Origin of the sequence: Rhodoferax sp., assembly GCF_034519335.1 — a bacterium.
In the GTDB taxonomy this organism is placed as follows: Bacteria; Pseudomonadota; Gammaproteobacteria; order Burkholderiales; family Burkholderiaceae_C; genus Allorhodoferax.
Genome location: NZ_JAXHOL010000022.1, coordinates 1 through 22018, shown reverse-complemented (window position 1 = coordinate 22018; position 22018 = coordinate 1). Strand labels below are relative to the sequence as shown.

The following is a 22018-nucleotide window of genomic DNA, read 5'->3' as shown; positions in this document are numbered from 1 at the left end:
CAGATCAGGAGACCTCTTTCATGTCTTACCTCCAACTCAGCGGCGTAGAAAAACTGTTCGGCGAGCACCGTGTCATCAAGGGCATTGACTTGGCCATCAAGCAAGGTGAATTTGTGGTGTTCGTGGGCCCCTCCGGCTGCGGCAAGTCCACACTCTTGCGCCTGATCGCTGGCCTAGAAGCCATCGACAGCGGCAGCCTGCAACTCGACGGTCGTGACATCACCCACCTGCCATCCAGCAAACGCGACCTGGCCATGGTGTTCCAGAGCTACGCGCTCTACCCGCACATGAGCGTGTTCGAGAACATGAGCTTTGCGCTCAAGCTTGCGAATGTGGACCCGGCCATCATCAAGGACAAGGTGGACCGCGCGGCCAAGATCCTCAACCTGACCGACTACCTGGAGCGCACGCCCAAAGAGCTGTCGGGTGGCCAGCGCCAGCGCGTGGCCATTGGCCGTGCCATCGTGCGCGCGCCCAAGGTGTTTTTGTTTGACGAGCCACTCTCCAACCTGGACGCCGCGCTGCGCGGCCAGACGCGCATCGAGATTGCCAAGCTGCACCGCGATCTGGGCGCCACCACCATCTACGTGACGCACGACCAGGTGGAAGCCATGACCCTGGCCGACCGCGTGGTGGTGCTGCGCGACGGCAATATTGAGCAGGTGGGTACGCCGCTGGAGCTGTACGACCGTCCGGCCAACCAGTTTGTGGCGCAGTTCATTGGCACGCCGCAGATGAACGTGGTGCCCGCCGCCAAGCTGCCCCAGATCACCACCGTGGCGGGTATTGCCGTACCTGCGCTGGGGTCCATTGGCCTGCGGCCCGAAAGCATTGCTTTGGTGGCACCCGGCCAGGCCAGGTGCAGGCCAAGGTGGAGTTGATCGAAGCGCTGGGCGCCGAGACCCTGATTTATGTCAGCACCGAGAGCGGTGCCCCGCTGGTGGCCCGCCTCAATACGCGCACCGACCTGCAGGTCGGCTCGGCCGTGGGCGTGCAGATCGATGGAGATTCCGCCCACCTGTTTGACGCCAACGGCCGCGTGGTGGTGGCCCCATGAGCCCCGCACCGACGCTTCCCCTGCAAGGCCAGGTGGGCGCCGTCACCGGTGCCGCATCGGGTATCGGTCTGGCCAGCGCCCGCGCCATGGTGCAAGCCGGCGCCCGCGTGGTGCTGGTCGACCGTGACCAGGCCGCACTGACCAAAGCCTGCGCTGACCTCGGCCCCAACGCCATTCCACTGGTGCTGGACCTGCTCGACGCCAAACAATGCGCCACGTTGCTGCAGCGGGTGATTGAGCTGGCTGGGCGGCTCGATGTGTTCCACGCCAACGCCGGCCTCTATGTGGGTGGCGATCTGGTGGAGGCCGACCCCGACGCCATCGACCGCATGCTCAACCTCAACGTGAATGTGGTGATGAAGAACGTGCACAACGTGCTGCCCCACATGATCGAACGCGGCACGGGCGACATCATCGTCACCAGCTCGCTGGCTGCGCACTTTCCCACGCCCTGGGAGCCTGTGTACGCCTCGTCCAAATGGGCCATCAATTGTTTTGTGCAGACCGTGCGCCGCCAGGTCTTCAAGCACGGCATCCGCGTGGGCTCCATTTCGCCCGGCCCCGTGATCACCTCACTGCTGGCCGACTGGCCGGCCGACAAGCTTGCAGAAGCCAAGGCCAAAGGCAGCTTGCTGGAGGCCTCGGAAGTGGCCGATGTGGTGCTCTTCATGCTGACCCGCCCGCGTGGCATGACCATCCGCGACGTCGTGATGATGCCCACGCAGTTTGACCTTTGAGCCACCGCAGCCCCCTCCCAGATCCCTTCTTCCTTCTACGACCATGACCACGATTCTTCACCTCGGACTGGGCTCCTTCCACCGCGCGCACCAGGCGCTCTACATCCACCAGTTGCGCCAGCAGGGCGACATGCGGTGGTCCATCACCGGCGGCAACCTGCGCCCCGACATGCTGGACACCATGGCTGCGTTGCAGGCCCAGGGCGGTGCCTACACACTGGAGACCGTCACCCCCCAGGGCGAGCGCAGCTACACGCGCATTGAGTCCATCCAAAAAGTCATTCCTTACCAGCCCGATCTGAAGCCCCTGATCGCCGTCGGTGCTGAGGCCGATACACGCATCATCTCGTTTACGGTGACCGAAGCCGGCTACTACCTGGACGCCAAGAACCAGCTCGACTGGACCACCTTTGCCGACCTGCGCGCGGACCTGGCGGCCGTCAAGGCGGGCGAAGCCGGCCACACTATTTATGGCGGCCTGGTCAGCATCCTGCGCGCCCGCATGCAAGCGGGCGCAGGCCCGGTCACGCTGATGAACTGCGACAACTTGCGCCACAACGGCGAGCGCTCGCGCAGCGGCCTGCTGCAGTTCATCGATGCCTTGGGCGATGCGGAACTCAAAGCCTGGGCGGAACAACACACCAGCAGCCCCAACGCCATGGTCGACCGCATCACCCCGCGCCCCACGCCCGATGTCGCCGAGCGGGTGAAAGCCGCCACCGGCTGGGACGACCGCGCCGCGCTGATGGGCGAGAGCTTCATCCAGTGGGTGATCGAAGACCACTTCATTGCTGGCCGCCCGGAATGGGAAAAGGTGGGCGTGGAGATGGTGGACTCGGTGGACGCGTTTGAAGAAGCCAAGATCCGCCTGCTCAACGCCACCCACAGCTGCATTGCCTGGGCTGGCACCCTGGTGGGTTACCAGTACATCCATGAAGGCACGCACGATGCCGCCATCCGTCGCATGGCTTATGACTACGTGACCGACGACACCATCCCCGTGCTGGACACGCCCGAGAAGCCCAGCCCGCTGGACCTGCGCAAGTACCGCGATGTGGTGCTGGACCGCTTTGGCAACCCCGCTATCCAGGACACCAACCAGCGCGTGGCCATGGACGGCTATTCCAAGATTCCGGGCTTCATCGCCCCCACCATCCGCGAACGCCTGGCGCGCGGCGAGTCGATTGCCAGCGTGGCCATGCTGCCCGCGCTGTTTTTGGCCTACCTGCAGCGCTGGCACAAGGGTGAGATTGCCTACACCTACCAGGACCAGGCCATGGATCCTGCGGCCGCCCACGCCATCTGTGCATCTGCCGACCCGGTGGCCGCCTTTGCCGCCGACCCGGTGCTGTGGGGCCCACAGGCGTCGCGCCCGCAGCTGGTGGACGCCTTGCGCGTGGCCCACGCGCGGGTGCTGCGCTTTGTGGAAAACCACCTGGGCTGAAAACACAAGCCAATGCTGGTAATGTCATGACGTTGTTCTGAGGAAAGTCGCCATGGTTGCACCCCATTCACCGATCGCACCGCTGGGCAGCCCGGTCAGTCGCCGCCGTGCGCCCGAGCTGGAGGCGGACTACAACCGCAACCCGTCCCTGGGCTACGAGCCGACCGACGAGGTGGGCTTCATCCGCTGCCTGGGGCATGGGTACCCCACGCCGCTGGCGCGCTGGCATTGCCATGACGAGTACGAGCTGCACCTGATCACCGCCACCTCGGGCAAGGTGTTTGTGGGCGACTGGATTGGCCCCTTTGAGCCCGGCCAGCTGATCCTGTGCGGCCCGCGCCTGCCACACAACTGGATCTCGCTCGATGTGCCCGAAGAGGGCGTGGACAAGCGTGACCTGGTGATCCAGTTCCGCCACGAGCCGCTGGAGCAGGCCTGCCAGAGCATTCCCGAATTTGCCGAGGTGCTGCCGCTGTTGGAGCGGGCGCGCCACGGGATTGAGTTCTTTGGCCTGTCGGCGCAGGCCGAGGCCCATTGGTACGCGGTCAAGGCGTCGCGCGGCCTCAAGCGTTTGGCGGCGTTTTGCGAATTCATGACCGATCTGGCCCGCTGCACCGACTACCGTCTGCTCTCCAATGTGCAGATGCGTGGCGTGGAAAACGATGCCGAGCTCGACCAGATCAACACCATCGTCAACCGCATCACCGAGAACCCCTCGCACTCGCAGACGGCGGCCGAGGTGGCGGCCGAGCTGGCCATGAGCGAGAGCCGCTTCTCGCGCTTCTTCCGCCGTGCCACCGGCAACACCTACACCGACTTTGTGAACCGCGTGCGCATCAACCGCGCCTGCCAGCTGCTCATGAGTTCGGACCGGTATGTGACCAACATCTGCTACGACGTGGGCTTCAACAACGTGGCCAATTTCAACCGCCGCTTTCTGGAGCTCAAGGGCATGACGCCCTCGGAATTTCGCAAGCAGGCCGAGAGCCGCTTTGGCGGTGCGCCCGCTCAGGCGGCCTGAGCGCGCGCGCCTTTGCGGTACTCGTCGGGCGTGCTGCCCACCAGCCGTTTGAACATGCTGATAAACGCCGAGGCGCTGCTGTAGCCCAGGTCCAGCGCAACCGTCTCCACGGTTTGCCCCGCCTCCAGCAGGGGCATGGCGCGCACCACGCGCAAGCGCTGGCGCCACTCCGCCAGAGACATGCCCAGGTCGCGCTGGCAGCGGCGCGTGAGGGTGCGCTCAGTGGTGTGGGCGGCGTGGGCCAGTTCGGGCAGCGAGCGGTTGTCGCCCGGGTTGGCCTCCAGCACCCGCAACACGGCGCCCAAGAGCGGGTCTTCTGAGGTGGGCAGGTAGCTGCCCGCACGCGGCGCGGCCACCAGCTGGTCCAACAGCACCTGCAGCAGGCGGGTGTGCTGGGGCGTCGCGTCCTAGCCGGGCGGCTGCTGGCGCAGGTGCTCCAGCAGCGCACGCACCAGCGGGCTCACGGTCACCGCGCAGGGTGTGGCGGGCAGGCTGCTGCACAGCTGCGGCCCCACATAGAGCGAGCAATGGTGCGCCTCGTAGCGGTTCAGGCCCACGTGCTGGAGCTTGGGCGGCAGCCACACGCCGTACTGCGGTGGCGCCAGGTAGTGGTGGTCGGCCACCTTCACTTCCATCACGCCGCTGAAGGAATACACAAACTCGCCCCAGGCGTGCTGGTGCAGCGGGTAAATGCCTTCGGCCGGCGCCACCGCGCTGCGGAACATGATGGGCACCGGCAGGTTGGGGCTGGAGAGGGGTACCTCCAGCTTGGGTTTGAGGATGGGCATGGCGGGGGGGCGTGACAGTTGGCGGCTTCGGTGGATGGCTTGTCTGGTTTTCACTATATCAATGAAAGCCGTCACTTCAATAATCTGTGCATGGACACCCGAAAACCTCTCGATTCCCCGGCCATCGCCTGCATGCTGGTGCTGTGCGTGTTGTGGGCCTTGCAGCAAGTCGCCCTCAAGGCCACGGCCGCCGACATTGCCCCCATCTTCCTGATTGCCCTGCGCTCCGGCGCTGCTGCGGTGCTGGTCGCCCTCGTGATGGTGGTGCGTGGCGAGCGTTGGGGCCTGCGCGATGGCAACTGGCGCCCGGGCTTGGTGGTGGGCGGGCTGTTCGGGCTCGAGTTTTTGCTGGTGGGGGAGGGGCTGCGCCACACCAGTGCCTCGCACATGGTGGTGTTTTTGTACACCGCGCCCATCTTTGCCGCGCTGGGCCTGCACTGGCGCTTGCCCGCCGAGCGCTTGGGGGCGGTGCAGTGGCTGGGTATTGCGCTGGCGTTTGGCGGCATTTCCATTGCCTTCTTTGGCCGCGGCCAGCCGTCTGCGGCCGTACCGGGCAATATGCTGTGGGGCGACTTTCTGGGCTTGCTGGCTGGCATGGCCTGGGGCGCCACCACCATGGTGGTGCGCTGCTCGCGCCTCTCCAGCGCGCCGGCCACGCAAACCTTGCTCTACCAACTGGTGTGTGCCTTTGTCTTGCTGCTGGTGGCATCGCTGGCCACGGGCCAGGCCCACTTTGTGCCGGGGCCACGGGTCTGGGGCGCCTTGGCGTTTCACACGCTGGTGGTGTCGTTTGCCAGTTTCCTGGTCTGGTTCTAGCTGCTGCGCCACTACCTGGCGTCGCGCCTCGGGGTGTTCTCGTTCATGACGCCGCTGTTTGGCATCGTGCTGGGCGCCTGGCTGCTGGACGAGCCGATTGAGCTGAGTTTTGTGCTGGGAGCGGTGCCCGTGCTGCTGGGCATTGTGCTGGTCAGTGGCGGTGGCTGGCTGGGCCCGCTGCTGGCACCATGGCGCAAAAAAACAGCCCCTGATTTGCTATGAAATCAGGAGCTGTTCGCGCAGTATCCACGGCCTGAAAGGCCGATATAATGACTCAGTAGTGTCCGGTTTAAATGATGGCCATCGGCTTGCAAGCCAATAGCAACGCGGGTTTCAAGAGGTTCATGGCTGTCCACGATTTGAATTTCAATTGGCACATTTGCGATGCTCTCGGGTTTGAACAGCCTGGGGTGACGCATGAACGTGGGCAAGACGCTGTTTGCGCAAATCATGGAGTACGTGCCATGGAAGACGTTTGGTCGCATCATCGATCGCCACGCGGGCGATGCCGGAGTGCGAACTCTCAGTTGCGCCGACTTGTTTCGGGTGATGGCCTTTGCGCAACTGACCTGGCGCGAATCCCTGCGCGACATCGAGGTCTGTCTTGCTGCCAACCAAACCAAGCTGTTTCACATGGGCATGAAGGGCGTTCCCGCACGCTCCACGCTGTCCGATGCGCTGAACCTGCGGGATTGGCGCATCTACCACGCGCTGGCGATGCGTCTGATCCAACGTGCCAGAAGTCTCTATGCCAGAGACGCCCTGAACATCGACCTGGATGCCACGGTCTACGCGCTGGATGCGACCACGATCGACCTGTGTCTGAGTTTGTTCGACTGGGCCCCATTTCGTACCACCAAAGCGGCTGTGAAGATGCATACGCTGCTGGACCTGCGTGGCTCTATTCCCGCTTTCATTCACATCAGCGACGGCAAGATGCACGAGGTCAACGTGCTGGACATCCTGCCCATCGAAGCCGGTGCCTTTTACGTGATGGATCGGGGCTACCTGGATTTCGCTCGGCTGTACAAGATGCATCAGGCCGGAGCTTTCTTTGTCACCCGCGCCAAGCGGGGTATGGATGCGCGTCGGGTGTATTCGGCACCCACCCATCGGGATACCGGAGTGATCTGCGATCAGACCATTGCTCTGAACGGGTTCTACACCGCTCAAGACTATCCCGAGCACTTGCGCCGCATCCGATTCAAGGATCCCGAGTCCGGCAGGACCTTGGTGTTTCTGACCAACAACACCAGTCTGCCGGCGCTGACGATTGCCGCCCTGTACAAGAACCGTTGGCAGGTGGAACTGTTCTTCAAGTGGATAAAACAGCACTTGCGCATCAAGCGCTTTTTGGGCACGAGCGAGAACGCGGTCAAGACACAAATTTGGTGCGCCGTGTCCACTTACGTGCTGATTGCCATCGTCAAGAAGGAGCTTCACTTGGATGCCTCGCTCTACACATTTCTACAGATATTGTCAGTGTCGGTTTTTGAGAAAACCCAGATTTCATGCGCCTTGCAGCCCGACACCCCATTGCCAGAAACACCGATCAGCTCTAACCAGTTGAATTTGTTTACTTTTTAACCGGACACTACTGATAATGACTATTTCTTGAGGGCCTGGCGTTTGCTGCGGGCCCGGATGTTGAGGGCTTCCACCCCCAGCGAGAAGGCCATGGCGGCGTAGATGTAGCCCTTGGGGATTTCCTGGTCAAACGCTTCGGCGGTCAGCGCCATGCCCACCATCACCAGGAAGGCCAGCGCCAGCACCTTGACCGAGGGGTGTTTGTCCACAAACTCGCCAATCGGCTTGGCCGCCACCAGCATCACACCCACCGAAGTCACCACGGCTGCCACCATCACGCTGATCTGGTCCACCATGCCCACGGCGGTGATGACCGAGTCCAGCGAAAACACGATGTCAATGATGGCGATCTGGCCGATGATGGCCCAGAACAGTTTGGCCCCCGCAGCCTTGACGGCGGCGTCATCGGTGGCGGGGGGCGCATCTTGTTCGCGCGCTTCCACTTCCACAAAAATCTCGTGCGAGGCCTTGTAGAGCAAGAAGATGCCACCCAACAGCAGCACCATGTCGCGGCCGCTGAAGCCGTGGTTGGCCACGGTGAATAGGTCGCTGGTCAGGCCCATCACCCAGCTCAGCGAGAACAGCAGCAACAGGCGCGAGACCATGGCAAAACCCAGGCCCAGGCGGCGCGCCTTGTCGCGCAGCTCGGGGGGCAGCCGGCCCACCAGGATGGATATGAAGATGATGTTGTCAATGCCCAGCACGATCTCCAGGGCTGTCAACATCCCAAAGGCAATCCACACATTGGGGTCGGTCAAAAATTCCATGGTCAGTTTCTCAGTTCAAAAGGTCAGTCAAAAATTTCGCCGCGCCCGGACTTGCGCTTGCCCTCACCCGTTGGTTGGTGGTCCACGGCGTAGGAAAAGCCAGGGTTGTGCGGGAGCGAATGGTACTGGGTTGTACCACTGCTGGTGCACTTGCGCCACGTTTCAGCCCGACGCAGCTTGCGCAGAGGGGCAGACCCACTGCACCCGTATCATGGTGCAAATCACACGGAGGTTCACGCCATGAAACGCAGGCAATGCTTGGCTGCAGGTGGGTTTGCGGCACTTTGGCTGGGCGGCGCGCGCGCGCAAGAGGCCCCGCCCAACCTGGCCGTGCTCAAGGCCGGGTATGCGCGCCGCATCAAGCGCCTGTTGGCGGCGGGGCAGCTGCCCTACATCGATGTCGAGAGCTCATGCAACCCGTCCAAGGTGGACATCGCCGCACTGGCCGCCGAGTTGGACCGCTTGCATATCGGCGCCATGGCGCTGTCTTCCGACATGGGCAACAACCAGTTCGAGCGCGGCGTGCGGCGCGATAACTTTTCCCGCCAGACCACGGCGCAGTTTCCCGAGCACTTCATCCCCGTGGGCAACGGCGGCCAGCCGCCCTTCACCACCGAGGTGGCCGACGCGTTTTTGCAGGCCCAGGAGGCTGCGGCCCAGGCCGGGGAGTGGGCTTTGTTGGGCGAATACGAATTCCGCCACTACCCTTCGCCGCGCCAAGCCAAACGCGGCGACGATGACCGGGACGTGGTCATTCCCCTGGACGGCCCGGTCGGTCACCGCCTGTTCGCCATCAGCGAGGCCACCGGGCTGTGCTTCCAGCTGCATTACGAGATTGAGGATGCCCTGCTGCCCGTGCTGGAGCAGATGCTGCTGCAGTACCCCAAGGCCCGCGTGGTCTGGTGCCATGTGGGGCAAATCCGTTACCAGGAGCGCTCTACGCGGTACGGCCCGGCCTACCTGGACAGCTTGCTCAGCCGCTGTCCCAACCTGTATCTGGACACGGCCTTTGGCGATGCGCGATCGGTCTACCCCCTGAGCCGCCAGCGCCACTCGCGGGTCTGGGCCGAGAACGGTCAGCTCCAGCCCGCATGGCGTGACCTGATGGCTGCGCGTGCCAACCGTTTCATGTCGGCACTGGACCTGGGCGGCGATCGCCTGGACCGTATCGAGGAGTACGACAAGAAGCACCGCTACTTCTTGGGCTGCCTGCCCGCCGAGGTGCGCCAGCAAGTGGCCTTTGGCACCGCGTGGCGGTTGATGTTTGGCGAAGACTTCGCCTGAGGGTCAGCGCTCGCCCTTCCGGTAGGGCTTCATCAGCGCCTGCGGGTAGCTGGCCTTGCGGGCCACCAGTACCAGCGCCAGGATGGACAACACATAGGGCAGCATCAGGTACAGCTGATAGGGCAGCACCGCACCGCCGCTTTGCTGCAGGCGCAGCTGGAGGGCATCAAAAAAGGCAAACAGCAGCGCGCCCAGCAGCGCCTTGCCCGGCCGCCACGATGCAAACACCACCAGCGCCACACAAATCCAGCCGCGGCCGTTCACCATGTTGAAGAAGAAGGCGTTGAACGCCGACAGCGTGAGGAAGGAGCCCGCCACGCCCATGAGCGCCGAGCCGGCCACGATGGCACCCGTACGCACCTGGGCCACCGACACGCCCTGGCCCTCGGCCGCCTGCGGGTTCTCGCCCACCATGCGCACCGACAGGCCCAGCGGCGTGCGATACAACACGTAGCCCAGCAGCGGCACCAGCAGCAGGGCCAGCAGTGTGAGCGGTGTTTGCTGCGCCAGCACGGGCAGGCCCAGCCAGCCCATCTCGGCAAACGGGGTGATGGTGGGCGGCGTGCTCACCTTGGGGAAACTCACACGGTAGCCGTAGTAGCTGAGCGAGGTGGCCAGCAGCGTGATGCCCAGGCCCGACACATGCTGCGACAGTGCCAAGCCCACGGTGAGGAAGGCATGCAGCACACCCAACACGGCGCCGGTACCCGCTGCCACTGCAACTCCGGCCCATAACGGGGCACCCGCATACACCGTGAGCCAGCCGGTAAAGGCGCCCGCCACCATGATGCCCTCGATGCCCAGGTTCAAGACCCCGGCCCGCTCGCACAGCAGCACCCCCAGCGTGCCCAGGATCAGCGGTGTGGCAATGCGCAGCACGGCCGCCCAGAACGAGAGGTTGGACAGGATATCCAGCAGCTCTGTCATTTGAACTTCACCCTGTATTGCGTCAGCAGCGTCGCCACCAGCACCGAGATCAGCGAGGTCGCCACGATCACATCGGCAATGTAGGTGGGCACCCCCACCGCACGGCTCATGCTGTCGGCGCCCACCAGCACACCCGCCACAAACACACTGGCCGCCACCACACCCAGCGGGTGCAGACCGGCCAGCATGGCAATCACAATGCCGCTGTAGCCATAACCCGGCGACATGTCCAGCGTCAGGTAACTGGTGCGCCCGGCCACCTCAATGGCACCCGCCAGCCCGGCCAGCGCGCCCGAGAGCATGGCCACCAGCACCACCGTGCGTGTGACTGGCACGCTGGCAAAGGCTGCGGCGCGCGGGTTGGCGCCCACCGCGCGAATATCAAACCCCAGCACCGTGTACTTGAGGAGCACCCACACCAGCACCGCCAGCGCACAGGCGCCCAGCAGGCCGTTGTGCAGCCGCGTTTGTGCGATGAGCTTGCCCAATTCCAAATCGGCAATGAGCGCCACACTCTGTGGCCAGCCCATGGCGGTCGGGTCTTTCATGGGGCCGTCGAGCATCAGCGACACCAGCAGCAGCACGATGAAGTTCAGCAGCAGCGTAGTCACCACCTCGTCCACCCCCAGCCGCGCTTTCATGAGTGCCGGGCCCAGCAACAGCAGCGCGCCTGCCAGCGCCGCGGCCATCAGCATCAGCACAAACAGCAGCGTGGGCGGCAGATCAAAACCAGTGCCGCCATGCATACCGCCTACCGCCACGGCGGCCAATGCGCCCACATACAACTGCCCCTCGGCACCAATATTGAACAGCCGCGCCTTGAACGCCACTGCTGCAGCCAGCCCGGTCAGCATCAGCGGTACCGCGCGGGTGAGGGTTTCACTCAGCGCAAACACCGAACCAAAACCGCCCTGCAGCAGCAAAGCATAGGTCCGCCCCACCGGCGCCCCAGCCCACAGCACCAGCAGCGCGCTGATCAGCAGCGTAAACAACACTGCACCAACAGGCGCCAGCACCAGCGCGGCGGGGGAGGGGGTGTTGCGTTTGACGAGTTGCATGGCTGCTTTAATGTTCTGCACCGGCCATCGCCAGGCCAATCGCTTCACGCGTCCAGTCGTTGGCATTGCGCGCAACACTGAGCTGGCCGGCGTGCATCACGGCCACGCGGTCGCCCAGGGTCAGCACTTCGTCCAGGTCGTCAGAGATCAACAATACGGCCGCGCCTGCGTCACGTGCGGCCAGCAGCTGGCTTTGTACGTAGCGCACCGCACCAATGTCCAGACCCCAGGTGGGCTGGTGCGCCACGATGAGGGTGGGGGTGTGGCTTTGTGCCTGGCTGTCTGCCGCGTCGGGGTGCAGCAGCGCGCGGCCCAAAATCAGTTTTTGCATGTTGCCGCCCGACAGTGCGCGCGCCGCACTGGCCGCACCGCCGCCGCGCACATCAAAGGCGGCGATCACGCGTTGGGCGTAGGCTTTGGCAGCGGTGCGGCGCACCCAACCCCAGGCTGAGAAGGCCGCTGTGCGCAGGCGTTCGGACATGGCGTTTTCCCACAGCGGCAAATCGCCCACCACGCCCACGGCATGCCGGTCTTCGGGGATGCGGGCGACGCCGCGTTTCACCAGGCCGGCGGGGCTGGCTGGCAAGGGCTGGCCTTGCAGCAAGACCTGGCCCGCCGTGGCCTGGCGGGTGCCGCACAGCAGCTCTGCCAGCGCCACCTGCCCGTTGCCAGACACACCGGCAATCGCCACCAGCTCACCCCGGCGCAGCTGCAGGTTCACGCCATGCAGCTTTTCGCGGCCGCTGCCGGTGCTCACGCCGTCCAGGCTGCACACCACCTCACCTACACCGGGGCTGGGCTGGCGCACCGGGGTGTCGATGGCGTGGCCCACCATCCACTGCGCCAGCTGGCCTTGGGTGGTGCCCTGGGCGGGTGCCTCGGCCACCAGTTTGCCGCCGCGCAGCACGGCCACGCGGTGCGACACACGCAACACCTCGCCGAGCTTGTGGCTGATGAAAATAATCGACAGGCCTTGCGCCACCATCTGGGCCAGCACGTCAAACAGCGCTTCGCTCTCCTGCGGCGTCAGCACCGCAGTGGGCTCGTCCAGAATCAGAATGCGCGCGCCCCGGTACAGCGCCTTCAAGATTTCTACCCGCTGGCGCGCGCCGACGGACAGGCTGCCCACCAGTGCATCGGCATCCACCGCCAGGCCAAAGCGCTGGGCCACCTCGGCCAGCCGCTGGCGTGCTGCGCTGCGGCGGGTGAAAGGCTGCCACCAAGGCTCGGAGCCCATCATCACGTTGTCCAGCACGCTGAGGTTGTCGGCCAGCGTGAAGTGCTGGTGCACCATGCCAATGCCCGCGGCCAGCGCGGCCTTGGGGTCGCCTGCAGGCAGGGGCTGGCCAAAGGCGGTGATGCTGCCCGCATCGGCCACGTAATGCCCAAACAGGATGGACACCAGCGTGGACTTGCCCGCACCGTTCTCACCCAGCAGCGCCAGCACCTCGCCCGCACCCAGCTGCAGCGAGATGGCGTCGTTGGCCACCAGCGCGCCAAAGCGCTTGGTGATGCCAGAGAGAACGAGAACGGGGTCGCTCACGCGCGCCGTTTCAAACACTTATTTAGACGACTTGGGCTGGTTGTCGTCCACCTTGACGGTGAAGCTGCCATCCAGAATGGCTTTCTCTTTCGCCTTCATCTTGGCCACCACCTCTGTAGGCACCTTTTTCTCAAATGTGCCTAGCGGCGCCAGTGACGAGCCCTTGTATTTCATCATCGAGTACGGGCCGTAGTCTTCAGCGGTGAACTTGCCGTCTTTCACCATCTTGATGGCAAGGTCGGCCGAAGGCTCAAAGTGCCACAGGGCCGAGGCCACCACGGTGTCGGGGTACTGGGCCTGGGTGTTGATCACGTTGCCAATGGCCAGCTTGCCCTTTTCTTTGGCCGCGTCGCTCACGCCAAAACGCTCGGCGTACATCACGTCGGCGCCCTTGTCGATCATGGCGAAGGCGGCTTCCTTGGCCTTGGGGGGGTCAAACCAGCTGTTGATGAAGCTCACGCTGAATTCGACCTTGGGATTGACCTCTTTGGCGCCCGCCATGAAGGCGTTCATCAGGCGGTTGACTTCGGGGATGGGGAAGCCACCCACCATGCCGATCTTGTTGCTCTTGGTCATGCCACCGGCCACCATGCCCGACAGGTAGGCCGGCTCCTGGATGTAGTTGTCAAACACGCTGAAGTTGGGCGCGGCGGGCTTGCCGCTGGAACCCATCAGGAAGGCGGTCTTGGGGAAATCTTTGGCCACCTTGCGTGCGGCGGCTTCCACGGCGAAGGCCTCGCCCACGATCAGCTGGCTGCCACCGGTGGCGTATTCGCGCATGACACGCTCGTAGTCGGCGTTGCTCACGTTCTCGCTGGCCTTGTATTCGATCTCGCCACGCGCCTCCGCAGCTTTGAGCGCCTGGTGCAGGCGGCCAGCCCATTGCTGCTCGAAGGGCACGGTGTAAATGCCGGCCACTTTGAGTTTGGCCTGGGCCAGTGCCAAGCCGGGCGCCAGGGTGGCGAGGGCGGCTGCGAGAACAACCGCACGGCGGCGGGAGGTGAGGTGCATCGACATAATTTCTCCGGTTAAGAACGCTATGAAATTAGGAGCTGCTCGCGCAAATTCTGCGGAGCTTGGAGGTCTTTTTGACCCACAAACACAAAGCATTTTGTGTGCCAAGCCCTGGGCTTGTGACCGCCAGACCGGCTGGCGCTGCCAACGCACGGCGCCACAAAAAACCACCCGTGCCAGCGATGTGCTCCCCGACGGCTTGGGTTTAAAGAGCATAGCCGCGGCTGGGGGCACAAGTCCATAAAATCCTGCCATGACCCAAACCCCCACCATCGCCACGCACAGTGGCACTTTCCATGCCGACGACGTTTTTGGCGTGGGCATCCTGATGGGTGTGTTCCCATCGCACACACTCATCCGCACCCGCAAGCAGGAGTTAATTGATGCGGCCGATTTTGCCGTGGACGTGGGCGGCAGCTGGGATGTGGCCACCGGCCGCTTCGACCACCACCAGCGCGGCTTTGCTGGCGCGCGCCCCGCGCGCGAGGTGGATGGCGCCGCCGTGCCCGGCGTGGGTTATGCCAGCGCGGGCTTGGTGTGGTCCGCCTTTGGTACGGCCTATGTGAAGGCCTGGGCCGGCGCTGCGGGTCACACCTTGGACGACGCAGCTGTGGCCGAGATCGTGCGCTCCATCGACCATTCGCTGGTGCAGTACCTCGACATTGTGGACACCGGCCAGGGCGATGTGTCGCCCGGCATCTTTGGCCTCTCAAGCCTCATTGCCCAGCTCAACACCCATTGGCTCGAAGAACAGGGCCTGGACCTGGCCGCCAAGGCCGCGCTGCTGGAGACACGCTTTCGCGAAGCCATTGCCATCACCCGCAAGTTTCTGGACCACGCCATCAGCAAAATAGTGGCGCAGTTGCGCGCCATGGACACCGTGCGCAACGCGCCGCGCCTGCTGGGCGGACGCGTGCTGCACCTGGCCGAGGGCGGCATGCCCTGGACGCATGTGGTGGTGAATGAGATGCCCGAGGTGATGTTTGTCATCTACCCCGACTCCGATGGCAACCAGTACCAGATCAAGACCGTGCCGGTGGAGGCCGGTTCGTTCACCGCCCGCATGGACCTGCCCGACGCCTGGGCCGGCTTGCGCGATGGCGAATTGGCCGCAGTGAACGGTGTGACAGACAGCGTGTTTTGCCACCTCAACCTGTTCATCGGCGGCGCGCGCAGCTTTGACGGCGCGGTGAAGCTGGCCGAGCTGGCGCTGGCCGCCCGCACGGCGGTTGCAGCCTGATGGGGGTGGCGGCGCCATCCTCGGCCCTGCACCAAGTCCGCGCAGCCATTCGCGCCAATGTGCTGCCGGGCGTGTTGCTGTGGTGTGGTCTAGCTGCACTGCTGCTAGCCTACGCCACGGTGCCCGTTTTCCGGGTGGGCCTGGCCTACTGGGGCGATGTGAAAGAGGCATGGGGCCTTGCGTTTGCGTTTGTGTCTTACGTGGTGTTTGCAGTGCTGGTGCCCGAGGGCCTGAGCGTGGCACTTGGCCGTCAGACCTGGACCCGCAAGACAACCCGCGATGTGCTCTACGCCGCGCTGGTGTTCGGCAGCATCGGCCTCACGGTGGATGTGTTGTACGGCGTGCAGGTGTATCTGTTTGGCGAGCAGAGCGATGCACTCACGCTGGTCAAAAAGATGCTGTTTGACCAGTTTGTGTATTCGCCGGTGTCCAACTTTGTGATCGTTGCGCTGTTTGCCTGGCGCGAGGGCGGTTTCACCCGCAAGACGCTGCGGCATGTGTTTTCTGCCGACTTTCTGGCCCACCAGTACCTGCCGGTGCTGATTGCCATGTGGTGCGTCTGGATACCCGGGGTGATGGTGATTTACTTCATGCCCACCGAGCTGCAGTTCCCGGTGGCTTCGCTCATTCTGGTGTTCTGGATTCTGATTTTCAAGTTCGTTCGTAAGGCCTGAACGGCCTGCATCTGCTCCTGAAAAAGGAGTTGCTTGCACTCTATCTACGGCGGGTAGAGGCTGATTTTTCACCCGTGTGAGGCGCTGCGGGCAACGCCGCCTCGCGCGGCAAGTCGCCCTGCATGCCCACTGACTCCCCTTTCTCTCGCTGTATTGGTACGAACTGCGATGCCCGTCTGCGTGGCGGACGGGCAGTAGCCCAATTCCGCCGGATGGCGTCGACCTAGTAGAAATACCTATTTGTAAACAAGAGAAGTGATGATGTACTCATCATACCAGTTGGAAATAAGCCTGATTTAACTACCCGCCAACTGCTTCAAATGGAGTGATCAAAATGAATTTACCAACCGTTGCCCTGTTTGGCGCTGGCGGCAAAATGGGCGCAAGGCTGGCACGCAACCTTCAGCGCAGCGAGTACACAGTACGCCATGTCGAAGTCAGCGAAGCAGGGCGCAAACGCCTCAAAGAAGAGTTGGGTATTGAGTGCGTCGATGTGAATGTGGCCTTGGCCGATGCAAGCGCAGTCATCCTCGCGGTACCCGACACGGTGATTGGCAAGATTGCCGCCTCCATCGCCCCGCAACTCAAGCCGGGAACGATGATCATCACGCTGGATGCCGCAGCACCTTTCGCAGGACATCTCCCAGACCGTCCTGACTTGACCTACTTTGTGACGCACCCCTGCCATCCGTCCATTTTCAATAACTCCAGTAGTGAAGAAGCCCGGAAAGACCGGTTTGGCGGCTTGGCAGCACCGCAGTCCATCGTCAATTCGCTCATGCAAGGCCCCGAAGAACACTACGCTGTGGGTGAGGCGATTGCCCAAACCATTTACGCACCGATCTTGCGTTCGTACCCCATGACGGTGGAACAAATGGCGTTGCTCGAACCCGGCTTGTCCGAAACTGTGTGCGCAACCCTGCTGGCTGTCATGAAGGACGGGATGCAAGAAGTCGTGCGCCGCGGTGTGCCCAAGGAGGCTGCGCGAGATTTCCTTCTGGGGCATATGAACATTCTTGCCGCCGTGATCTTCGAGGAGATACCGGGCGCCTTCTCGGACGCGTGCAACAAGGCCATTGAATTTGGCAAACCCAGACTCATGCGCGAAGACTGGTTGGACATTTTTGAACCAGCGGAAATCGCAGACAGTATTAAGCGCATTACCTGAAGCCAGGCGCTTATCGGCGGCGAGCGAAACTCGCCATATTCATCCAAAGACCATAGAAAGAAGAGACAAGCATGAATTACACACGTCGACTGTTGGCAGCCATCCCCGCTGCTATCGCCCTGAGCTTTGGCTTGCCCGCAAGCGCCAATGCAAAAGACCTGATCGCGATCATCACCCCGTCGCACGACAACCCATTCTTCAAGGCCGAGGCGCAGGGTGCCGAGGCGCGCGCCAAGGAACTGGGCTATGACACGCTGGTGATGGTGCACGATGATGACGCCAACAAACAAAACCAGCTCATTGACACAGCGATTGCCCGAAAAGCAAAAGCGATCATTCTGGACAACGCTGGGTCGGAAGCCTCTGTTGCGGCGGTGGCCAAGGCCAAGGCTGCAGGCATTCCCTCATTCTTGATCGATCGGGAGATCAACGCCACTGGCGTTGCCGTCTCCCAAATCGTCTCCAACAACTATCAAGGTGCCCAACTCGGCGCCGAAGAGTTTGTCCGACTGATGAAGGAAAAAGGCAAGTATGTTGAACTGGTCGGCCGAGAAGCTGACATCAATGCGGGTGTGCGCTCCAAGGGTTATCACGATGTGATCGACAAGTACCCGGAAATGAAAATGGTGGCCCGCCAATCCGCAAACTGGAGCCAGCCCGAAGCGTTCAAGAAGATGGAGAGCATTCTTCAAGCCAACCCGGATATCAAGGGTGTGATCTCCGGCAACGACACGATGGCGATGGGTGCCTGGGCTGCGCTCGTGGCTGCCAAGCGAACCGACGTGATTGTGGTGGGCTTTGATGGCAGCAACGACGTGCGTGACTCCATCAAAAAGGGCGGAATCAAGGCGACAGTGCTCCAGCCGGCATACCGCCAGGCACAAGTGGCGGTAGAGCAGGCAGATACCTTCCTCAAGACTGGCTCCACAGGCAAGCCTGAAAAGCAGCTCATGGACTGCATTCTGATTACCGGCAAAAACGCCGGTAAGCTGGAAACCTTCACACTGGCAAAGTAAGGGATCCTCACACCATCGGAGGCTTGCATCCGGTGGTGTGACGGACGACTGAAGCACTTTCACACGTTGGCGTCCCCCCATCAGAGAACATGCAAATCAACACAAGTATTCAACACGGCTTTCGATGGACGCTGCTCCTCGGTCTTTGTCTGGCCGCCAGTGGATGCAAAATCGAACACAAGTCTGAAGCAGAGCGCCGCGCAAAAGCCAATCCGGCTGGAAACTTTGAGAGCAAGACGTTCAACCCCGCCGCCGAAGTGGACGCCATGTGGGACAGCAAGGCCATGCCGACCATCTCTTCCATGGCCATGGACTACCCCGCGCTCAAAAAGGCCATGCAAAACAGCATGGACAAGGCGGGGGCTCAGCACGGACACCGGGAAAAAGGCGAAGGCGCCCCCTGGAATCTGGCCACCAAAGTGACTGGAAAAATCGTGGAAACCGACACTGAAGTCAGTGCCGGGACAGCGGACATCGACGTGAATGGGGATGGCAAGGCCGACGTCCAGATTCAGATTGGCCCTGTGTTGAAAGGGGCCACCATCCGCGATATCCTGCCCTTCATCTCGTTCACCGCGTACACCAATCAAATTGAGTTCGCGCAGTTGGCCAACGCGTTCAATGACCGCAGTTACCAATCGACCTTCAAGTCGCTGGATCGTACGCAACTCAAAGGCCGCAAGGTGGAACTTACGGGTGTATTTGCAGCCGAGTCCGCCGAGGATTTGCCCTTGCTCACCGTTGTCGCCTTCAAGGTGCTGAACCCATGAACGAGCGGCAAACACCCCAAACGACCGACGTGGTGTTGCGACTCGAAGGGGTCTCCAAACAATACCCGGGGACCATGGCGCTCAAGGATGTGAACTTTGAGTTGTACACCGGCGCGGTGGGTGTGCTGGTGGGCGACAACAGGAACCCGACAAATCCACCATGATGAAGATCGTTGCGGGCGTGGAGCAACCCAGCAAAGGCCGCATTCTTCTGGACGGTGCGCCCGTGGAGTTGAATGGGACCGAGGCCGCTCGCCAACACGGTATCGGCATCGTCTTCCAAGAGCTCAACCTGTTCCCGAACCTGACGATTGCTGAGAATCTGTACATCGGTCGTGAGATCCACTCAGCCACCTATGCCATCGACCGCAAGGCACAGCATGAGAGGGCGCGTGCGCTGCTGCGCACTCTGGAACACGACCTGGACCCGGAAACCCTGGTGGGCGACCTGCGCATTGGCCAGCAGCAAATCATCGAAATAGCCAAGGCCATGGCGCAAGAGGCACGGATCTCATTCTCGATGAGCCCACATCCGCGCTGAGCGCGCCCGAAGTGGAAATCCTGTTTCGCGTAATCCAGGGATCTCAAGGCGCGCGGCGTTGCCATTGTCTATATCTCCCACCGGCTCGAAGAATTGATCCGCATTGGGGACTACATCACGGTGCTGCGGGACGGCCGCATTACGGGGCATTCCCGGATGGCGGATATCGATTTGCCCTGGATTGTTCGCCAAATGGTGGGTGCCAGCACCCGCGACTTTGCGCGAGCGCATGACCATGCCTTCGGTGAGCCCGTGTTGGAGGTCTCCAACGTCCATTTACCGCGCAATGGCGCACCGGGCTACTGTGTGCAAGACGTGAGCCTCACGCTGCGCAAAGGCGAAATCGTGGGCATCTACGGACTCATGGGCGCCGGACGCACCGAGTTGTTTGAAAGCATTTTTGGCTGTCATCCTGACCGCGCATCAGGATCCGTGCGCCTGTTGGGGCAAGAGCTCATGGGCAAAGACGTCACGGCCTGCATCCATGCCGGCCTGGCCCTGATACCGGAGGACCGCAAAGCAGACGGCTTGGTACACAGCATGTCGATTGCCGACAACTTGACGCTGGCCAATCTGTGGCGCCTGGCCACCCGTGGGCACTTGCGCGCGGAGACAGAGCGCTCGGCGGTCGCCAAGTTTGTGCAATCGCTGTCCATCAAGGCCCGCAACCCGGAGCTGGAGATAGGCGCCTTATCGGGCGGCAACCAACAGAAAGTGGTCATCGGCAGGGCGTTGATGACGGACCCCAAAGTGCTCTTGATGGATGAACCGAGCCGGGGCATTGACATTGGCGCCAAGGCCGACGTGTTCAAGGTAATGCGAGACCTGGCCAAAGCCGGATTGGGCATCCTGTTTGTCACCTCCGACCTGGAAGAGGTCATGGCACTGTCAGACCGGATTGTTGTTATGTCTGATGGCCGCCTGGCTGCGCAATTCGACGTGGGTGAGGCAACGCACGATGCGGTGGTCCAAGCCTCCAATAGCGGTCAGCTCATCCCTGCCTGACCCACCACACAAACTAACCTGCAATCCACCATGTCTGCTACGACCATTCCTCTCAGCAAGTCCCCAACGACGACGTCCAACGAAGCATTTGTGATGCTGCTGTTGCGCTTGCGTACTTTTATTGCCTTGTTTTTGGTAGCCGGTTTCTTTGCCTTCATGGCGCCCAACTTCTTCAGCGCCGAGAACGCGCTCATCATGTCAAAGCACGTGGCGCTGAATGCCTTCTTGGCCATAGGCATGACCTATGTCATCGTCAGCGGTGGAATTGACCTGTCGGTGGGCTCCATTGTGGGGTTGACCGGCATGGTGGCCGGCGGACTCATTCTGCATGGCCTGTCCATTGGCGACTACGTCATTTACTTCAATGTGGCTGAGATTATTGCCATTTCGTTGTTGCTAGGTATGTTCATTGGTGCCGTGAATGCATTTCTGATCACACGGCTCAATGTGGCGCCGTTCATTGCAACGCTTGGCACCCTCTATGTCGCACGTGGCATTGCGCTCTTGTCTTCGGACGGCGCAACCTTTCCCAATCTCGAGGGCAATCCAGAGAATGGAACAACCGGCTTTCCTTTGCTGGGCACCATGAGCGTCTTGGGCGTGCCTCTCGTCATTTGGCTGTTGGTGCTGGTGGGCGTTGCGGCTGCCTACTTGGGGGCGAGAACACCCTTGGGGCGTCACATCTATGCGGTGGGCGGCAATGAACGCGCGGCAATGCTCTCTGGCGTCAAGGTAAACCAAGTCAAATACTTTGTGTACATGTTCTCCGGCTTGTGCGCAGCCATTGTGGGCCTAATCATTTCGTCCCAACTGGTTGCGGCGCACCCCTTGACAGGCGAAACATTCGAGCTCAATGCGATCAAAAGCAGCTGTGGCTCTCGGCGGTACGTCGATGACGGGCGGTCGCGGCAAGATTGGCGGCACCATTATTGATTGCCTTGTCATCGGAATTCTCTCGGACGGCTTGGTGATGATGGGGGTGAGCTCATTCTGGCAAACCGTGATCAAAGGCCTGGTGATCATTGCCGCTGTGGTGGTGGACCAGTTCCAGCAGCGCATGCAACAGCGCATGGCAATGCAAATGCGCGCGGAGGCCTGATCGATGGCCGCACCCATCCTCAAGGGAGCCCTGATTGGCTGTGGTTTCTTTTCCAAGAACCACTTGCATGCTTGGCATCAATTGCCCGGGGCTGAAATCGTGGCACTCTGCGACGCCAATGTGCAGCGGCTGGAGGCGACGGCTGCCGAGTTCGGTATCACCAGGACCTATACCTCGGCACAGGACCTGTTTGCGAACGAAGCCCTGGACTTTGTGGACATCGCCACCACGGTGGGAAGCCATCGTGCGCTAGTGGGGCTGGCAGCGCAATACCGCGTTCCGAGCATCTGCCGGGGACCGTTTGCGGACTCCATCGCCGACGCGACGGCGATGGTGGCATTTTCTTTTCCCCCCCCTACCGCTCATGGTGCACGAGAACTTCCGCTGGCAAACCCCCATCCAGCAAACCAAGCGTTGCCTGAACGACGGCGCCATCGGAACGCCCTTCTGGGGCCGCGTCAG

Annotated in this window: 24 protein-coding genes and 2 pseudogenes; 19 read left to right on the top strand and 7 right to left on the bottom strand. The window is 62.2% G+C overall.

Annotated features, from left to right (window positions below; all coding sequences use genetic code 11):
- Nucleotides 1-20 precede the first annotated feature (20 nt).
- The 4 genes and pseudogenes from U5O12_RS09200 (at nucleotide 21) to U5O12_RS09185 (ending at nucleotide 4259) form a co-directional block, all read left to right on the top strand.
- Nucleotides 21-1057, top strand: a pseudogene (locus U5O12_RS09200) (ABC transporter ATP-binding protein).
- Nucleotides 1054-1794: an SDR family oxidoreductase gene (locus U5O12_RS09195; protein ID WP_322578345.1), complete on the top strand. Its 741-nt coding sequence runs from the start codon at nucleotides 1054-1056 to the stop codon at nucleotides 1792-1794. Before U5O12_RS09200 ends, U5O12_RS09195 begins: the two are co-directional and overlap by 4 nt.
- 43 nt (nucleotides 1795-1837) lie before the next feature.
- Nucleotides 1838-3238, top strand: coding sequence for a D-arabinitol 4-dehydrogenase (dalD, locus tag U5O12_RS09190; RefSeq protein ID WP_322578344.1), 1401 nt, complete (start codon nucleotides 1838-1840; stop codon nucleotides 3236-3238).
- Between the two features lie 52 nt (nucleotides 3239-3290).
- A complete protein-coding gene (locus U5O12_RS09185) occupies nucleotides 3291-4259 on the top strand; it encodes an AraC family transcriptional regulator (RefSeq protein WP_322578342.1) in 969 nt (322 codons plus the stop codon).
- Here the strand turns inward: U5O12_RS09185 and U5O12_RS09180 are convergent.
- Together U5O12_RS09180 and U5O12_RS09175 are read right to left on the bottom strand one after the other, a co-directional pair.
- On the bottom strand, nucleotides 4247-4633 hold the full coding sequence (locus U5O12_RS09180; protein ID WP_322578341.1) for an AraC family transcriptional regulator: 387 nt from the start codon (nucleotides 4631-4633) through the stop codon (nucleotides 4247-4249). The genes U5O12_RS09185 and U5O12_RS09180 overlap by 13 nt on opposite strands.
- Before the next feature lie 33 nt (nucleotides 4634-4666).
- Nucleotides 4667-5047: a hypothetical protein gene (locus U5O12_RS09175; RefSeq protein ID WP_322578340.1), complete on the bottom strand. Its 381-nt coding sequence runs from the start codon at nucleotides 5045-5047 to the stop codon at nucleotides 4667-4669.
- Between the two features lie 90 nt (nucleotides 5048-5137).
- Here U5O12_RS09175 and U5O12_RS09170 point away from each other — a divergent pair.
- Both U5O12_RS09170 and U5O12_RS09165 read left to right on the top strand, forming a co-directional pair.
- Nucleotides 5138-6085 (top strand): annotated as a pseudogene (locus U5O12_RS09170) (DMT family transporter).
- 195 nt (nucleotides 6086-6280) lie between these two features.
- Nucleotides 6281-7450, top strand: a complete 1170-nt coding sequence (locus U5O12_RS09165) for an IS4 family transposase (protein WP_322576672.1) — start codon at nucleotides 6281-6283, stop codon at nucleotides 7448-7450.
- Between the two features lie 20 nt (nucleotides 7451-7470).
- On the opposite strand, the gene U5O12_RS09160 is transcribed toward U5O12_RS09165, so the two are convergent.
- Nucleotides 7471-8217 (bottom strand): TerC family protein, encoded by a 747-nt coding sequence (locus U5O12_RS09160; protein ID WP_322578339.1) that lies wholly within the window; start codon nucleotides 8215-8217, stop codon nucleotides 7471-7473.
- Nucleotides 8218-8457: 240 nt separating this feature from the next.
- Here U5O12_RS09160 and U5O12_RS09155 point away from each other — a divergent pair, with 240 nt between their 5' ends.
- Entirely contained in the window at nucleotides 8458-9501 is a 1044-nt protein-coding gene (locus tag U5O12_RS09155; RefSeq protein ID WP_322578338.1) for an amidohydrolase family protein, read from the top strand.
- 3 nt (nucleotides 9502-9504) lie between these two features.
- On the opposite strand, the gene U5O12_RS09150 is transcribed toward U5O12_RS09155, so the two are convergent.
- The 4 genes from U5O12_RS09150 to U5O12_RS09135 are packed head-to-tail and all read right to left on the bottom strand — an operon-like array spanning nucleotide 9505 to nucleotide 14040.
- The gene (locus tag U5O12_RS09150) at nucleotides 9505-10428 is read right to left on the bottom strand and encodes an ABC transporter permease (RefSeq protein WP_322578337.1); all 924 of its coding nucleotides are present in this window, start codon (nucleotides 10426-10428) and stop codon (nucleotides 9505-9507) included.
- On the bottom strand, nucleotides 10425-11486 hold the full coding sequence (locus tag U5O12_RS09145) for an ABC transporter permease (RefSeq protein WP_322578336.1): 1062 nt from the start codon (nucleotides 11484-11486) through the stop codon (nucleotides 10425-10427). Before U5O12_RS09145 ends, U5O12_RS09150 begins: the two co-directional genes overlap by 4 nt.
- Nucleotides 11487-11493: 7 nt before the next feature.
- The gene (locus U5O12_RS09140; protein WP_322578335.1) at nucleotides 11494-13029 is read right to left on the bottom strand and encodes an ABC transporter ATP-binding protein; all 1536 of its coding nucleotides are present in this window, start codon (nucleotides 13027-13029) and stop codon (nucleotides 11494-11496) included.
- Nucleotides 13030-13047: 18 nt separating this feature from the next.
- The gene (locus U5O12_RS09135; protein WP_322578334.1) at nucleotides 13048-14040 is read right to left on the bottom strand and encodes a BMP family protein; all 993 of its coding nucleotides are present in this window, start codon (nucleotides 14038-14040) and stop codon (nucleotides 13048-13050) included.
- Here U5O12_RS09135 and U5O12_RS21160 point away from each other — a divergent pair.
- The 12 genes from U5O12_RS21160 to U5O12_RS09080 all read left to right on the top strand — a co-directional run.
- A complete protein-coding gene (locus U5O12_RS21160) occupies nucleotides 13937-14287 on the top strand; it encodes a DUF6647 family protein (RefSeq protein WP_416221471.1) in 351 nt (116 codons plus the stop codon). The genes U5O12_RS09135 and U5O12_RS21160 overlap by 104 nt on opposite strands.
- A 9-nt stretch (nucleotides 14288-14296) precedes the next feature.
- Complete coding sequence (locus U5O12_RS09130) at nucleotides 14297-15283, top strand: MYG1 family protein (protein WP_322578333.1); 987 nt, start codon at nucleotides 14297-14299, stop codon at nucleotides 15281-15283.
- A gap of 5 nt (nucleotides 15284-15288) precedes the next feature.
- Nucleotides 15289-15957, top strand: a complete 669-nt coding sequence (locus tag U5O12_RS09125; protein WP_322578332.1) for an Mpv17/PMP22 family protein — start codon at nucleotides 15289-15291, stop codon at nucleotides 15955-15957.
- A gap of 334 nt (nucleotides 15958-16291) precedes the next feature.
- Nucleotides 16292-17125, top strand: coding sequence for a phosphogluconate dehydrogenase C-terminal domain-containing protein (locus U5O12_RS09120; RefSeq protein ID WP_322578331.1), 834 nt, complete (start codon nucleotides 16292-16294; stop codon nucleotides 17123-17125).
- Nucleotides 17126-17196: 71 nt separating this feature from the next.
- A complete protein-coding gene (locus tag U5O12_RS09115) occupies nucleotides 17197-18141 on the top strand; it encodes a D-ribose ABC transporter substrate-binding protein (protein ID WP_322578330.1) in 945 nt (314 codons plus the stop codon).
- Nucleotides 18142-18230: 89 nt separating this feature from the next.
- Nucleotides 18231-18911 (top strand): DUF2291 domain-containing protein, encoded by a 681-nt coding sequence (locus tag U5O12_RS09110; RefSeq protein WP_322578329.1) that lies wholly within the window; start codon nucleotides 18231-18233, stop codon nucleotides 18909-18911.
- Complete coding sequence (locus U5O12_RS09105; protein WP_322578328.1) at nucleotides 18908-19075, top strand: hypothetical protein; 168 nt, start codon at nucleotides 18908-18910, stop codon at nucleotides 19073-19075. The genes U5O12_RS09110 and U5O12_RS09105 overlap by 4 nt, the downstream gene beginning before the upstream one ends.
- The gene (locus U5O12_RS09100) at nucleotides 19072-19452 is read left to right on the top strand and encodes an ATP-binding cassette domain-containing protein (RefSeq protein WP_322578327.1); all 381 of its coding nucleotides are present in this window, start codon (nucleotides 19072-19074) and stop codon (nucleotides 19450-19452) included. The genes U5O12_RS09105 and U5O12_RS09100 overlap by 4 nt, the downstream gene beginning before the upstream one ends.
- A 93-nt stretch (nucleotides 19453-19545) precedes the next feature.
- Nucleotides 19546-20457, top strand: coding sequence for an ATP-binding cassette domain-containing protein (locus tag U5O12_RS09095; protein WP_322578326.1), 912 nt, complete (start codon nucleotides 19546-19548; stop codon nucleotides 20455-20457).
- A gap of 30 nt (nucleotides 20458-20487) precedes the next feature.
- Nucleotides 20488-21390 carry an ABC transporter permease gene (locus U5O12_RS09090; protein WP_322578325.1) on the top strand — a complete coding sequence of 301 codons (903 nt, stop codon included), beginning with the start codon at nucleotides 20488-20490 and terminating at the stop codon, nucleotides 21388-21390.
- Nucleotides 21350-21556, top strand: a complete 207-nt coding sequence (locus U5O12_RS09085) for a hypothetical protein (RefSeq protein WP_322578324.1) — start codon at nucleotides 21350-21352, stop codon at nucleotides 21554-21556. Before U5O12_RS09090 ends, U5O12_RS09085 begins: the two co-directional genes overlap by 41 nt.
- 3 nt (nucleotides 21557-21559) lie before the next feature.
- The coding region (locus tag U5O12_RS09080; protein WP_322578323.1) for a Gfo/Idh/MocA family protein at nucleotides 21560-22018 on the top strand (459 nt) is incomplete at its 3' end.